We start from the raw sequence: 14790 nt of genomic DNA, 5'->3' as shown, positions 1-14790 counted from the left end.
TGACATGCTGCCCGACCGTTCCTTCTTCGACCGCCTCGCCGATGCCGCCAAGGCGGAAACCCTGCCGCGCTTCCGCACGGGCACGAGCGTCGTCAACAAGCTCGAAGGCGGATTCGATCCCGTCACCGAAGCCGATCAGTCGGCCGAGGCGGCCATCCGGCGATTGATCGAAGCCGCGTTCCCTGAGCATGGTATCCTCGGCGAAGAGCACGGCAATATCGGCCTCGACCGCGAACATGTCTGGGTGATCGATCCGATCGACGGAACGCGTGCCTTCATTTCCGGATTGCCGGTCTGGGGAACGCTGATCGGCCTCTATCGCCACGGCAAGGCGATCATGGGGCTGATGGACCAGCCCTTCACCGGCGAGCGCTATTTCGCCGACGGCGAGAAAGCGATCTATCGGGGCCCCGGTGGCGAGAAGGTGCTGTCCGCGCGTGCCTGCGACGCGCTTTCCGATGCTGTCCTGTTCACCACCTCGCCGCATCTCTATACCGGCGATCTCAAGGAGCGCTTCGAAGCGCTGCAGGCCAAGGTGCGGCTCTTCCGCTACGGATGCGATTGCTACGCCTTCGCACTGCTTGCGGCCGGCCATGTCGATCTCGTCATTGAATGCGGCCTGAAGCCCTACGATGTCGGCGGCCTCATTCCGCTAATCGAACAGGCGGGCGGCATCATCACCGACTGGCAGGGCGGTCCGGCGGAAATGGGCGGCGAGATCATCGCCGCGGGCAGCCCGGAGCTACATGCGCAGGCGCTGGAGACGTTGCGAGCGCGCTAAAACGCGCCCGCTTTGTGCATGTCGTTACCTCAAAGCTGCTGCCCACATTTGTGGGCGACATGCAATGAGTTACGCATCTTCCATCGTCTGCGGCGAAAGGTCGATTTCCTCGGCGTCGGTCCCCGGCAGGAAGGCCAGAATGGCGGCGAGCGCCTGGGCGCGGTAGCGGTCGGCTTCCTGGAAGAGCTCGTGGCGCGCCCCGTCGATCGGGATCAAATGGCCGGCGCGGAAATTGCTGGCGAGATATTCCATGGCGAGATAGGGCACGAGGCCGTCGGCCGTCGGCGCCAGGATGACCGTCGGCACGATTATCCTCGTGAGGTGCTCGCGGCGCGTCGTGCGCCTGATCACCCGGAACGCTTCGCTCAACCAGCGGCCGGTCGGCGGCCCGATGCGCAAATGCGGACAGGCGTCGATGACGGCAAGGTTGCGGGCATAACGCCGGCTGTCCGAGGTCAGCGGGTTGTTCCTGAAGGGAGACTGGCGCTCCTTGTCGCCGCGCACCGGCAGGTTGCCGAGGCCGAACCAGCGCATTGCCGTGGCGATCGCGACTATGCCGGGCTCGCCGATCGCCTGGCCGCTCAAGCCCAGAAATGGGGCCAGCAGCACCATTCGGTCGATACGGCTTGCCAGCATCGGCGCCAGCGACAGGGCGACGAGCGCCCCCATCGAATGGGCGACAATGGAAAAGGGCAGGCGCGTGTCGGGCAGGACGATCTGCTCCAGGAATATCGACAGATCGCGCTCGTAGTCGGCAAAATGCTCCACGTGGCCGCGGCCCGGCTGCGGCAGCAGCCGTTCGGATCCACCCTGACCGCGCCAGTCGAAGGTCGCGACCCAGAAACCGGCCGCCGTGAGATCGCCGATCGTTTCGAAGTATTTCTCGATCGACTCGTTGCGCCCCTGCAGGAGCACAATCGTGCCGCGCGTGACCGGCGCGTTCGCCTTGAAGACGGCGTAGCGGATCTTGCGGTCGCCGGCGCCGTCCAAAAAGCCCACCCGGGGCTTGCCCGGTATCGGATTATCCGGCGTGGAATGAAGGATCGTCGTCATTAAGCGCGCGGCCGAGGAAACGAAGTCGAGATAGTTTAGGGATAGGCGGCAGTCCTGCCCACGTCAAAGAAAAAAGCCGGAAGCGGCGGATGAAATCCGGACGATCACCGCTTCCGGCCGCTGAAGGAGAAGGGACATGTCGCTTCAGCCCTGGGCGCTTCCACCCAGTGTGTCTGTTTTAGCTGCGCGAGGCTGAACGGCGGCCGAACCCGTCGTTCATTTGCCGTTCACCAATGTGGCCAGGTCGGCCCTTGAACTCATGCGAAAGCGCTCCCATGTTTTGGCTGCGGGCGCCGAAGACGGGTCCGCTCACCGGTCATGCCGCAGCCTTATGGGGCGGCAGGCCAGACATCGCAAACCGTTGCTCTTGAAGGAGGACACCATGCGTCACTTTGACTTTTCCCCCCTTTACCGCTCCACCGTCGGCTTCGATCGCCTGTTCACCATGCTTGACAGCCTGGGCCAGCCCGATCAGGCGCAGACCTATCCGCCCTACAACATCGAGCGGACCGGCGAAAACGCCTACCGTATCACCATGGCCGTTGCCGGCTTCGACGAAAGCGAGCTTTCGGTCGAAGCGCGCGAGAATACGCTGACGATCAAGGGCGAGAAGAGCGAGGAGAAGGGTGAGGAAAGCCAGTTTCTCCATCGCGGCATCGCCAAGCGGGCCTTCGAGCGCCGCTTCCAGCTTGCCGACCATGTCGAGATCCGAGCTGCTTCGCTGAAGAACGGCCTGCTTCACGTCGATCTCGTGCGTGAGATTCCGGAAGCTGCCAAGCCGCGTCGCATCGAGATCACTTCGGTCTCTTCCCAGCCGAAGCAGATCGAGGCGCAGACGGCCTAACGTCCATCATTAGACCATCAAAGACGGCGTCCCTCGGGGCGCCGTTTTTTCATGGGCATTTCTGCCGCGCATTCCCTTGTTCAGCAGGCCGCGATGAACTGGTCGACGTCATCGGCGCGCGTCGCGAAGCTTGTGACGAGGCGGTAGAGGCCTTCATCCGCGGCGAGGCTGGAGGAGAGGTCTTGCGGCGCGGGCCAGTCGTAGAAGACCGCCCCCTGCTCCTGCAGACGCGCGGCCACGTCGCGCTTCAGGATCACGAAAACTTCGTTGGCCTCCGGCGTCCAGGCGAGCCGGCTCACGGCCGAAGCCGCGATTCCTTCCGCAAGGCGGCGGGCCATGCCATTCGCATGGCGGGCGAGATCGAGCCATAGATCGCCCTTGAGATAAGCGTCGAATTGGGCGGCGATGAAACGGGACTTCGAGAAAAGCTGGGCCGCCCGCTTGCGTAGGAAGTGCATCTCGTGCGCCTTCGACAGGTCGAAGAGGATGAGCGCCTCGGCGCACCAGCAGCCGTTCTTCGTGCCGCCGAAGGATAGAAGGTCGACGCCGCGCTTCCAGGTCATCTCGGCCGGGGTTGTGTCGAGGCTAACGAGGGCATTGGCGAAGCGCGCGCCGTCCATGTGCAGCGGCAGCCTGTGTGACTTGGCGATCGAGGCGATCGCTTCGATCTCCGGGAGCGAATAGACCGTGCCGCTCTCCGTCGCCTGCGTCAGCGTCACCGCCATCGGCTGGCCGCCATGCACGACGTCCGGCGGAAAGCGGCGGATCTCGGCCTCGAGCCGCGCCGCATCCATCTTGCCGCGCGCGCCGGCGACCGGGCACAGCCTGGCGCCCTGCGAGAAGAATTCCGGCGCGCCGCATTCGTCCACATTCACATGCGCTTCGCGGTGGCAGAAGGCGACCCCTCCGGCCCGATTGGTGCTCGCCAGCGCAAGCGCGTTGGCCGCCGTGCCGGTGCCGACGAAGAACACCGCCACGTCCGTTTCGAAAATCTCCGACAGGCGCTTTTCCACATTCCGGTCGAGTTCGCTCGTGCCGTAGGCGGAAACATAACCCCGCGCTTCGGCGGCGAGGTTTTCGGAAATGGCCGGATGAGCGCCAGCCCAGTTGTCGGAGGCAAATATCATCAGAATCATCCTATCTGTCAGCCTCGGCGGCCGATTCGGGGTGACCATAGCCGAGTTCGGCGTCCAGACAATGCCTACAGCGCCGCGCGTTTATCGCGCGCGCAAAGGCCGCTGTAGCACTTCAATGTCTTTGTCCGTTGAACCGAGTTCGATTTAAGGAGACATGTGGTAGCTTCTTGGCGATGCCAACAGAAGACCAGTTTGAAACCAAAGTGAAGAAAGCGACGGCGTCGCGTAATTTTATTTCAAACCGGCGAAATTTTTGGCAATGTTCGGCAAAGTCTCCAGCATTATTTGCGGCCATGCCCCTTGCGGAGGGGGGCGCTTTCTGGCATAGAACGCATGAAATAGGACAGGTTTGCTGTCCTATTTCGGTCTAGGGACCGGAACAATCGCCGGAAGGGCCGCGAAAAGCGGCCTCGGGCGGGGAGCGTAAGGGGTTTCGCCGGGTTTCATTCGGCTGTTATCGCCTACCATCACCATGGTCGCGGACATTCGTGCCTGATGGGCCGCGCTTCATTTGCGACCTGCTCAGGATCATGCGACGATAATGCCCCGGCTTGCCGCGATGCGAAAACGCGAGGCGGCTTAGGCGCGCGGGCCGCGGTATGCCCGGATTTCCGGGTACAACAGGAGGGACGACGATGACGGATCATTCGCCATCACAACAGATTGGGCTCCACCTCGCACAGAATGCTGCGACGGCTGTGAAAACGCCCGCATTCCCCTCCGGTCTGCCGCGAAAACAGGGCCTTTACGATCCACGCAACGAGCATGACGCCTGCGGCGTCGGCTTCGTCGCGCATATGAAGGGCGAGAAGTCGCACCAGATCGTGCGCGACGGGCTCTTTATGCTTGAAAACCTGACGCACCGCGGTGCGGTCGGCGCCGACCCGCTGATGGGCGACGGCGCGGGCATTCTCGTGCAGATCCCCGACCGCTTCTTCCGCGAGGAGATGGCGAACCAGGGGGTCACCCTGCCGAAGGCGGGCGAATATGCCGTCGGCTATCTCTTCATGCCGCGCGACGAGAAGCTGATCGCCCATTTCAAGGAGGTGATCAGCGAGGTGGTGGCCGAGGAAGGCCAGCATCTGCTCGGCTTCCGCGACGTTCCGGTCGACAATTCGTCGCTTTCGAAGGCGCCAGACATCGCCGCCACCGAGCCGCACCATGTGCAGGTCTTCATCGGCGCCGGCCGCGATGCTGCCACCAATGCGGAATTCGAGCGGCGACTGTTTACGCTGCGCAAGGTGATCTCCAACCGCATCTATGCGGAGGCGGACGGCGGCGACCTCGGCTTCTATGTCGTATCGCTGTCGACCTCGACCATCGTCTACAAGGGCATGTTCCTTGCCTACCAGGTCGGCGCCTATTACAAGGACCTTGCCGACGAGCGTTTCCAGTCGGCGGTGGCGCTGGTTCACCAGCGCTTCTCGACGAACACCTTCCCGTCCTGGAAGCTGGCGCATCCCTACCGCATGGTAGCGCATAACGGCGAGATCAACACGCTGCGCGGCAACGTCAACTGGATGGCGGCGCGGCAGGCGTCGGTTTCCTCGCCGCTCTTCGGCGACGACATCTCCAAGCTCTGGCCGATCTCCTATGAGGGCCAGTCGGACACTGCCTGTTTCGACAACGCGCTCGAGTTCCTGGTGCAGGGCGGCTATTCGCTGTCGCACGCGGTGATGATGCTGATCCCGGAGGCCTGGGCCGGCAACCAGCTGATGTCGCCCGAACGCAAGGCGTTCTACGAGTATCATGCGGCCCTCATGGAACCGTGGGACGGGCCGGCGGCGGTCGCCTTCACCGACGGCCGCCAGATCGGCGCGACGCTCGACCGCAACGGCCTGCGCCCGGCGCGCTATATCGTCACCAGCGACGACCGTGTCATCATGGCGTCGGAAGCCGGCGTGCTTCCAGTGGATGAGGACAAGATCGTCAAGAAGTGGCGGCTGCAGCCGGGCAAGATGCTGCTGATCGACATGGAAGAGGGCCGCATCATCTCCGACGAGGAGGTGAAGTCGTCGCTTGCCGGCAAGCATCCCTACCGGCAGTGGCTCGACGATACCCAGCTCATCCTCGAAGACCTGAAGCCGGTCGAGCCCCGGGCGCTGCGCCGCGACGTATCGCTGATCGACCGCCAGCAGGCCTTCGGCTACAGCCAGGAAGACACGAAGCTCCTGATGTCGCCGATGGCGACTACCGGCCAGGAAGCGATCGGCTCGATGGGCACCGACACGCCGATCTCGGCCATGTCAGACAAGCCGAAGCTGCTTTACACCTATTTCAAGCAGAACTTCGCCCAGGTCACCAACCCGCCGATCGATCCGATCCGCGAGGAACTGGTGATGAGCCTCGTCTCGTTCATCGGTCCGCGGCCGAACATCCTCGACCACGCCGGCATGGCGCATGCCAAGCGGCTGGAGGTTCGCCAGCCGATCCTGACGAATGGCGATCTTGAGAAGATCCGTTCAATCGGCCATACGGAAGACCGCTTCGACACCAAGACGCTCGACTTCACCTATGACATTTCGCGCGGTGCCGAAGGCATGCCGGAAATGCTCGACCGACTCTGCGAGCGCGCCGAAGCGGCGGTCAAGGGCGGCTACAACATCATCGTGCTTTCCGACCGGCAGATCGGGCCGGATCGCGTGGCGATCCCGGCGCTGCTGGCGACCGCGGCCGTGCACCACCACCTTATCCGCAAGGGCCTGCGCACGTCTGTCGGCCTCGTGCTCGAATCGGGCGAGCCGCGCGAGGTGCATCACTTCTGCCTGCTCGCCGGCTATGGCGCGGAAGCGATCAACCCCTATCTCGCCTTCGATACGCTCGTCGACATGCACAAGCGCGGCGACTTCCCAAAGGAAGTCGACGAGAAGGAGGTCGTCTACCGCTACATCAAGGCAGTCGGCAAGGGCATCCTCAAGGTCATGTCGAAGATGGGCATCTCGACTTACCAGTCCTATTGCGGCGCACAGATCTTCGACGCCGTCGGCCTGTCGTCGAAGCTGGTCGACAAGTATTTCTTCGGCACGGCGACGACGATCGAGGGCATCGGCCTCGATGAGATCGCCGCCGAGACGGTTTCCCGCCACAAGGCCGCCTTCGGCGCCGATCCGGTGCTTGCCAACACGCTGGACATCGGCGGCGAATACGCCTTCCGCATGCGCGGCGAGAGCCATGCCTGGACGCCGGACGCCATCGCTTCGCTGCAGCATGCGGTGCGCGGCAATGCCGAGGACCGCTACCGCGAATTCGCCGAGATGGTGAACGCCTCGGCGCTGCGCATGAACACGATCCGCGGACTGTTCACCATCAAGAGCGCAGAGGCCGTCGGCCGCAAGCCGATCCCGATCGACGAGGTCGAGCCGGCAGCCGAGATCGTCAAGCGTTTCTCGACCGGGGCGATGTCCTTCGGCTCGATCAGCCGCGAGGCGCATACGACGCTGGCGATCGCCATGAACCGGATCGGCGGCAAGTCGAACACCGGCGAGGGCGGCGAGGAAAGCGACCGCTATCTGCCGCGTCCGGACGGTTCGATGAACCCGGAACGCTCGGCGATCAAGCAGATCGCCTCCGGCCGCTTCGGCGTCACCACCGAATATTTGGTCAATGCCGACGTGCTGCAGATCAAGGTGGCGCAGGGTGCGAAGCCCGGCGAGGGCGGTCAGCTGCCCGGCCACAAGGTCGATGCGACGGTCGCCAAGACCCGGCATTCGACGCCGGGCGTCGGCCTCATCTCGCCGCCGCCGCATCACGATATCTATTCGATCGAAGACCTGGCGCAGCTGATCTACGATCTGAAGAACGTCAACCCGGAGGCCGATATTTCGGTGAAGCTGGTGTCGGAAGTCGGCGTCGGCACGGTTGCGGCCGGTGTCGCCAAGGCGCGCGCCGACCACATCACCATTGCCGGCTTCGACGGCGGCACCGGCGCCTCGCCGCTGACTTCGCTGAAGCACGCCGGCAGCCCTTGGGAAATCGGCCTTGCCGAAACCCAGCAGACTTTGGTGCTGAACGGCTTGCGCTCGCGCGTCGCCCTTCAGGTCGATGGCGGCCTTAAGACCGGCCGTGATGTGATCATCGGCGCGTTGCTCGGTGCTGACGAATTCGGTTTCGCCACCGCGCCGCTGATCGCCGCCGGCTGCATCATGATGCGCAAGTGCCATCTGAACACCTGTCCGGTCGGCGTCGCCACACAGGATCCGGTGCTCCGGAAGCGCTTCAAGGGCACGCCGGAACACGTCATCAACTACTTCTTCTTCGTGGCCGAAGAGGTGCGGGAAATCCTCGCTTCGCTCGGGGTCCGCAAGCTCGACGACATCATCGGCGCCTCGGAACTGCTCGAGCGCGACCGTATGATCGAGCATTGGAAGGCGAGGGGCCTCGACTTCTCGAAGATCTTCCACAAGGTCGAAGCGCCGAAGGAAGCGACCTACTGGACGACCCGCCAGAACCATCCGATCGATGACATTCTCGACCGCAGGCTGGTCGAGAAGGCGAAGCTGGCGCTCGAGACCAAGGTTCCGGTGGCGTTCGAGGCGGAGATCAAGAACGTCGACCGCTCGGCCGGCGCGATGCTTTCCGGTGCGCTCGCCAAGCGCTGGGGCCACAAGGGGCTGAAGGACGACACGATCCACGTGACGCTCAAGGGCACGGCGGGCCAGTCCTTCGGCGCCTTCCTGGCGCGCGGCATCACCTTTGATCTCGTCGGCGACGGCAACGACTATGTCGGCAAGGGCCTTTCGGGCGGGCGCATCATCGTTCGGCCGCCGGAAAGCGCGAAGATCGTGCCGCAGGAGTCGATCATCGTCGGCAACACGGTGCTCTACGGGGCGATCTCGGGCGAGTGCTACTTCAACGGCGTCGCCGGCGAACGCTTCGCCGTGCGCAACTCGGGTGCGGTGGCGGTCGTCGAGGGTGTCGGCGACCACGGCTGCGAATACATGACCGGCGGCGTCGTCGTCGTGCTCGGCGGCACGGGGCGCAACTTCGCGGCCGGCATGTCCGGCGGCGTCGCCTACGTGCTCGACGAGGAGGGAGACTTCGCACGCCGCTGCAACATGGCCATGGTCGAGCTGCAGCCGGTGCCGGAGGAGGACGACATGCTGGAGAAGCTGCACCATCACGGCGGCGACCTCATGTACAAGGGCCGGGTGGACGTCTCGGGCGATATGACGCGCCACGACGAGGAACGGCTCTACCAGCTGATCTCCAACCACCTGCACTTCACGGGGTCGGCGCGCGCCAAGGAGATCCTCGATCAGTGGACGGACTACCGGCCGAAATTCCGGAAGGTCATGCCGGTCGAATACCGCCGCGCGCTCGAGGACATGGAGCGCATGAAAATGGCGGTAGCGGCCGAGTAACGGCACCTGTGACAGCGGCCCCCGAACCGTTCCCGGTGACGGGGGCCACCACGCGCCTCATGGGCGCCTGTGCAGATTTGAAGATATCAGGATCGTAAGATGGGCAAGGTTACTGGATTTCTCGAGATCGACCGGCAGGTGGCGAAGTACCAGCCGGCGTCCGACCGCATCCGCCATTTTCGTGAATTCACCATTCCGATGTCCGACCAGGAAGTGCAGAAGCAGGCCGCTCGCTGCATGGACTGCGGCATCCCTTACTGCCATGGGCCGACCGGGTGTCCGGTACACAACCAGATCCCGGACTGGAACGACCTCGTCTATAACGGCAACTGGGACGAGGCGATCCGCAACCTGCATTCGACCAACAACTTCCCGGAATTTACCGGCCGCGTCTGCCCGGCGCCCTGCGAGGAAGCCTGCACGCTGAACCTCGAGGACGTGCCGGTGGCGATCAAGACGGTCGAGCAGGCGATCGCCGACAAAGCCTATGAGATGGGCTACATCGTGCCGCAGCCGGCCGTTACCAAGACCGGCAAGAAGGTCGCGGTCATCGGTTCCGGACCGGCCGGCATGGCGGCTGCGCAGCAGCTTGCCCGCGCCGGCCACGAGGTTCATGTCTACGAGCGCGAATCGAAGCCCGGCGGGCTGCTGCGCTACGGCATTCCGGACTTCAAGATGGAGAAGAACTTCATCGATCGCCGCGTCGAACAGATGAAGGGCGAAGGCGTGACCTTCCACTGCGGCATCAATGTCGGCGTCGACCTGGCTGTCCAAACGCTCATCGACGACCACGACGCGGTGCTCTATTGCGGCGGCTCCGAAACGCCGCGCGATGCTGGGATCCCGGGCGTCGAGTTCATCGGCGTGCACGACGCCATGCCCTATCTGGTGCAGCAGAACCGCCGCGTCGGCCGCGAGAACATCGACAGCGTCGGCTGGCCGTCCGAGCCTATCCTCGCCGGCGGCAAGCATGTGGTGGTCGTCGGCGGCGGTGACACGGCGTCCGACTGCGTCGGCACGGCCTTCCGCCAGGGTGCCGTCAAGGTGACGCAGCTCGACATCCGCCCGCAGCCGCCGGAGAAGGAAGACAAGCTCGCTGTCTGGCCGTTCTGGGCAACGAAGATGCGCACCTCATCGAGCCAGGCCGAGGGTGCCGTTCGCGAGTTCCAGGTCGCCACGCTCGAATTCATCGGCGACGAGGACGGCAACCTGACGGGCGTCAAGTGCTGCCAGGTGGACGATCGGCGCAAGCCGATTGCCGGTACCGAGTTCATCATCAAGGCGGACCTCGCCTTCATCGCCATCGGCTTCCGCGGCCCGTTCACGACCAGCGTGCTCAAGGACCTCGGCGACAGGCTGTCGCTGAACACCGACCGGCGCGGTTCGACCAACGTCGTGGCCAACGAGCGGGACTACAGGACCTCGGTCGACAAGCTCTGGACAGCCGGCGACGTCCGCCGCGGCCAATCGCTCGTCGTCTGGGCGATCCGCGAAGGCCGGCAGGCGGCCCGGGCGATCGACGAGGCGCTGATGGGATCGACGGTGCTGCCGAGGTAAAGGCATTGCCTTCCTTGTGCCCCTCTCCTCGGGTTTAACCCGAGGACTAAGCCTCTCCCCACGCGCGGGGAGAGGGGACTGGACGGCGCGACGGTTCTCCTCCGCCCCGCTTCCGGCGAAGGGACAAAGGCGATGTGGCGCGCGTCCTTCGCCCCGCCTGCGGGGAGAAGGTGCCGGCAGGCGGATGAGGGGCAAAGAATCTATGGCTGTGCATTCCTCAACAGCGGATTGCTGATCACCGTTGCGGGCTTTGCCAGCCGGAAATCGTCGATGCGGCCGACTGGGGCGGTGGGTACCTCGCCCTTTTCCACGAGCAGATCTCTCGGGCTCTTTCCGGTGCCCTTCTCAGGCGCGCCCGCTCCGAGAAGGGCTGTGGCGCCGTCGAGCGCCGGATCGGTGACGCTGATCGGCGGCGTCTTGACGATATCCTCGTTGGCAAGCGGGGCGGTAACCACAAGATCCTTGAGTTCCCCGGCACCCGGCACGTCCGCGTCCGCGGCTGCCTCGCCGAAAAGCTTGCGGATGTCCTTCTCGACATAGAAGGCAAGCTTGCGCTTGCCCGCCTTGGTCAGGTTGATGCCGTCGGAGCCGCGCAGGCGGACCTGCTGGCCGTTGATGTCGGAGCCGGTCAGAACGAACTTGCCGCCTTCGTCGACGAAGCCGTCCCAGATGTCGATGAACTGTCCGCCGACCTTCTCCGCCTCCTCGCGATAGATGCCGTTGAAGGTGACCATGTCGGCGGTCATGGCGGTCGACTGGAATGGCGGCATGCCGACCCAGAGAAGCGGCAGATTGTCCTTTCGAGCCAGCGCGGCGAGCGCGTTGACGCGCTTGCGGTATTCCGCCATCCACAGGTCGCTGCGGAACGCCTCCTTGGTTTCGCCGATCCGCATCATCTGGCGATCATTGGCGCCAAGACTGACGACGATGACCGAGGGCTTGAGTTCGGCGACATAGCCCGGCAGGTTCTCCGGCAAATCGAAGTAGTCGTCCCGGACGAGGCCGGACGAGCCGTTGGCGCGCGTCTCCACCACGACGCCTGGCGTCATCTCGAAGGCAGTCTGCAGGCCGTCGCCAAGACTTCCGGCAACGAAGTCGCCGACGACCAGGACCTTTTTCGCGTCCGGCGACTTCTCGACGACCGGAGCGGGCGGGGGGGCGTCCACGACGCGCGGCTTGGCGCGCTGCTGGCGCGGCCGCTGCTGCTCGGCCGGCTGCTGCCGCCGCCTCTGTATGCGACGCGGCCGCGGTTGCGGCGGATAGGCGCTCTGATCCTGATAATAAGTTCGCCGCTGTGGCGCGAAGCCGCCGAAGAGCCGTTGGAAAAAAGTGCGACGCGGGACGGGCTCTTGCGCCTCGGCCATGCTGGCAAGGAAGCCGGTGACCAGCATCGCAGCCGCAGCCAGGAAGACCGGCGTCAAACGCAGGAGAAGCGACCCTTTCCCGGCATCTCTGGTTCTAAACATGGTTACAATCACCGTCGAATGGCAGGCGCGCTCTCAACCATACGCCAAATCACAGCGATTTGGGACCGAATGATCGCAAATCGCCGTGATCCAGGAAGGTCGTGGCGAGCGTTTAGCGGCGCAGGGCGCGCAGCAGGTTCTGCGTCGGCTCGCCGTCCGGCGTCAGGCCGTTCTGCGTCTGGAAGGCCTGGATCGCGGCTTTCGAGCCCGAGCCGAAATTGCCGTCCACCTCGCCATCGTAATAGCCAAGTTCCTTGAGCCGGTTCTGCAGTTCGAACTTCTCGCTGATGTCGAGCGAACCGTCGGGCCGCGGCCAGCGCTGCTGCATGCCGGCATAGCCGGCGATCTGGTCGGCGAGAAGCCCGACGCCGAGCGCATAGGAATCGGAGGCGTTGTAACGCTTGATCACGAAGAAGTTGCGCGTCATCAGGAAGCCCGGACCGCCGCCGCCGCCCGGCAGCTTGAGTTCGGCGCGGGTTTTCGAGTTGCGGAACCCCTTGCCGTTCGGGCGAAGGAAGCCGAGCGCGGCCCATTGGCCGAGCGTCTTCGTCTGGCCAGAATATTTGGCCGCATTGGCCGGCGCCACGACCTCGTAACCCCAGGTCTCGCCCGGCTGCCAGCCGTTCTTCTTCAAGAGGTTGGCAGCCGTCGCCAGCGCATCGGGAACCGAATTCCAGATGTCGCGATGGCCGTTGCCGTCGGCGTCGACCGCGTAGAGCAGGTAGCTGGTCGGGATGAATTGCGTATGCCCCATGGCGCCCGCCCAGGAGCCGGTGAGCTCGCGCGGGGTGATGTCGCCGCTCTGCAGGATCTTCAAGGCCGCGATCAGCTGGGTCCTGGCGAATTTGGCGCGCTTCGGGTCGGCATAGGCAAGCGTTGCGAGCGCGCGCGGCACATAGTGCAGCCGGTCGTCCTTCTGCAGGACGGCGCCATAATTCGACTCCATCGACCAGATCGCCAGCAGGATGGTGCGGTCGACGCCGAAATGCCGCTCGAGCGAGTCGAGCGTGCGCGCGTGCTTGGCCGCCATCTCCTGGCCTATGCGCCTGGTGTAAGGATTGACACGCGAGTCAATATATTCCCAAATCTTGTGCTTAAATTCGGGCTGGTAGTTGGCTTTCTCGATGACGGCGGGGTCGGGCGTCATCACGCCGGCGAAAGCTTTGCGGTAGGTCGCCTGGCTGATGCCGCTCTTGGCGGCCGTTGCGTAGAAGTTGTTGATCCAGTTCTGAAAACCTTGATCCGCCCGCGCCGGCGATGAACCCAGCGCGGCGGCGGCGACGAGAGCGGCGGCGATATGTCGGAAGAACGTCTTGCGGTTTCTGATCATCTGCTGTCGGTTCCGTTTCTCGGCGGAGCATTCAGCCAGCGTTCATGCCGGACGGATTACTCCGGGTTTTGCGAATCTTCCCCGCAAGCGCGCCGCGTGTGGGGCAGCATGCGGTCCTTCGTGAGGCCGAACGGCAGCAGCCGTTTCGGGTCAGTGGAGAAGCCTACAGAAACGAAGTCAACAAAGTCTTTACCATGAAATTGCCGAGTCGTCTTCCTTCGCAAAAAATGGCAAATGACGACTAAAACCGATTCAATTCGCCTGTTTCAGGCTAGACTGAGGTCCACTCCAAGGAGGTGTTCATGACCGACAAGCGTAAAGTTCGCAAAGCCGTTTTCCCGGTCGCAGGCCTGGGAACGCGTTTCCTTCCCGCCACCAAGGCAGTGCCGAAGGAAATGCTGACGGTCGTGGACAAGCCGGTCATCCAGTATGTCGTCGACGAGGCGCTGGAGGCAGGGATCGAGCATCTGATCTTCGTGACCGGTCGCAGCAAGGCGGTCATCGAGGATTATTTCGACATCCAGGTCGAACTCGACCAGACGCTCCGGGAGCGCAACAAGAAGGCGGAAATCGAGCTGCTCGAAGCCATGCTGCCGAAGGCCGGCACGACGAGCTTCACCCGCCAGCAGGCGCCGCTCGGGCTCGGCCATGCCGTGTGGTGCGCGCGCGATCTCGTCGGCAACGAGCCCTTTGCGCTGCTTCTTCCCGACATGATCATGAAGGGCGAGAAGGGCTGCCTCAAGGGCATGGTCGAGCTCTACGAGCACAGCGGCGGCAATGTCATCGCCGTCGAGGAATGCGCCCCCGACCAGGCGCACAAATACGGGATCGTCGGCGTCGGCGACCGGGTCGGCGACGGCTTCAAGATCACCAAGATGGTCGAGAAACCGGCGCCCGGAACGGCCCCGTCCAACTTCTTCATCAACGGCCGCTATATCCTGCAGCCGGAAATCTTCCCGATTCTCGAGCGCCAGGAACGCGGCGCCGGCAACGAGATCCAGCTGACCGACGGCATGGTGAAGCTTTCCGGCGCGCAGCCCTTCGCCGCCTATCATTTCCGCGGCGAGACTTTCGACTGCGGTGCGAAGGACGGCTTCATCCTCGCAAACGTTGCCTTCGCGCTCGAGCGCGCCGACATCCGCCCAATCGTCGAAGGGCCGCTCAAGACGCTGTTGCATGGATTGAAGTGATCGCTTGCGCTTCGAGCGGATTTGAACGACGGAGACTGGCCGCTTCCCTCTGGCGCGGCCTTTCTCTTTGAAG

9 protein-coding genes are annotated in these 14790 nt (G+C 63.9%); 5 read left to right on the top strand and 4 right to left on the bottom strand.

The annotated features are described in order from the left end of the window. The first annotated feature begins 4 nt into the window (after nucleotides 1–4). The gene (gene hisN, locus CO656_RS18645) at nucleotides 5–781 is read left to right on the top strand and encodes a histidinol-phosphatase (protein WP_097526686.1); all 777 of its coding nucleotides are present in this window, start codon (nucleotides 5–7) and stop codon (nucleotides 779–781) included. A 69-nt stretch (nucleotides 782–850) separates the two neighbouring features. On the opposite strand, the gene CO656_RS18640 is transcribed toward hisN, so the two are convergent. Next, nucleotides 851–1834 (bottom strand): alpha/beta hydrolase, encoded by a 984-nt coding sequence (locus tag CO656_RS18640; RefSeq protein WP_097526685.1) that lies wholly within the window; start codon nucleotides 1832–1834, stop codon nucleotides 851–853. 382 nt (nucleotides 1835–2216) lie between these two features. On the opposite strand from CO656_RS18640, the gene CO656_RS18635 reads away from it, so the two are divergent. Then, a complete protein-coding gene (locus CO656_RS18635; RefSeq protein WP_037420270.1) occupies nucleotides 2217–2678 on the top strand; it encodes an Hsp20 family protein in 462 nt (153 codons plus the stop codon). Between the two features lie 80 nt (nucleotides 2679–2758). On the opposite strand, the gene CO656_RS18630 is transcribed toward CO656_RS18635, so the two are convergent. Further along, nucleotides 2759–3805 carry a low specificity L-threonine aldolase gene (locus CO656_RS18630; protein ID WP_097526720.1) on the bottom strand — a complete coding sequence of 349 codons (1047 nt, stop codon included), beginning with the start codon at nucleotides 3803–3805 and terminating at the stop codon, nucleotides 2759–2761. Between the two features lie 644 nt (nucleotides 3806–4449). On the opposite strand from CO656_RS18630, the gene gltB reads away from it, so the two are divergent. Together gltB and CO656_RS18620 are read left to right on the top strand one after the other, a co-directional pair. Then, entirely contained in the window at nucleotides 4450–9174 is a 4725-nt protein-coding gene (gene gltB / locus CO656_RS18625) for a glutamate synthase large subunit (protein ID WP_097526684.1), read from the top strand. Nucleotides 9175–9273: 99 nt separating this feature from the next. Next, the gene (locus CO656_RS18620) at nucleotides 9274–10731 is read left to right on the top strand and encodes a glutamate synthase subunit beta (protein WP_097526683.1); all 1458 of its coding nucleotides are present in this window, start codon (nucleotides 9274–9276) and stop codon (nucleotides 10729–10731) included. Nucleotides 10732–10931: 200 nt separating this feature from the next. Here the strand turns inward: CO656_RS18620 and CO656_RS18615 are convergent, their stop codons facing one another. Continuing rightward, on the bottom strand, nucleotides 10932–12197 hold the full coding sequence (locus CO656_RS18615) for a GDSL-type esterase/lipase family protein (protein WP_097526682.1): 1266 nt from the start codon (nucleotides 12195–12197) through the stop codon (nucleotides 10932–10934). Between the two features lie 112 nt (nucleotides 12198–12309). After that, on the bottom strand, nucleotides 12310–13527 hold the full coding sequence (locus CO656_RS18610) for a lytic murein transglycosylase (protein WP_097526681.1): 1218 nt from the start codon (nucleotides 13525–13527) through the stop codon (nucleotides 12310–12312). 302 nt (nucleotides 13528–13829) lie between these two features. Between CO656_RS18610 and galU the strand changes: the two genes are divergently transcribed. Continuing rightward, entirely contained in the window at nucleotides 13830–14717 is an 888-nt protein-coding gene (gene galU, locus CO656_RS18605; protein WP_037420256.1) for a UTP--glucose-1-phosphate uridylyltransferase GalU, read from the top strand. Nucleotides 14718–14790 lie beyond the last annotated feature (73 nt).

Source organism: Sinorhizobium sp. FG01, from assembly GCF_002531875.1.
Taxonomy (GTDB): Bacteria; Pseudomonadota; Alphaproteobacteria; order Rhizobiales; family Rhizobiaceae; genus Sinorhizobium; species Sinorhizobium fredii_C.
Note: the sequence above shows the minus strand (reverse complement) of the source record. Positions and strands in the feature narration are given on the sequence as shown.

What these genes read in the sequence shown, in the direction of transcription:
- CO656_RS18635 (WP_037420270.1), top strand. Translation starts at nt 2,217, where the DNA reads ATGCGTCACTTTGACTTTTCCCCCCTTTACCGCTCCACCGTCGGCTTC.
- CO656_RS18615 (WP_097526682.1), bottom strand. Translation starts at nt 12,197, where the DNA reads ATGTTTAGAACCAGAGATGCCGGGAAAGGGTCGCTTCTCCTGCGTTTG.
- CO656_RS18640 (WP_097526685.1), bottom strand. Translation starts at nt 1,834, where the DNA reads ATGACGACGATCCTTCATTCCACGCCGGATAATCCGATACCGGGCAAG.
- gltB (WP_097526684.1), top strand. Translation starts at nt 4,450, where the DNA reads ATGACGGATCATTCGCCATCACAACAGATTGGGCTCCACCTCGCACAG.
- CO656_RS18620 (WP_097526683.1), top strand. Translation starts at nt 9,274, where the DNA reads ATGGGCAAGGTTACTGGATTTCTCGAGATCGACCGGCAGGTGGCGAAG.
- CO656_RS18610 (WP_097526681.1), bottom strand. Translation starts at nt 13,527, where the DNA reads ATGATCAGAAACCGCAAGACGTTCTTCCGACATATCGCCGCCGCTCTC.
- CO656_RS18630 (WP_097526720.1), bottom strand. Translation starts at nt 3,805, where the DNA reads ATGATATTTGCCTCCGACAACTGGGCTGGCGCTCATCCGGCCATTTCC.
- hisN (WP_097526686.1), top strand. Translation starts at nt 5, where the DNA reads ATGCTGCCCGACCGTTCCTTCTTCGACCGCCTCGCCGATGCCGCCAAG.
- galU (WP_037420256.1), top strand. Translation starts at nt 13,830, where the DNA reads ATGACCGACAAGCGTAAAGTTCGCAAAGCCGTTTTCCCGGTCGCAGGC.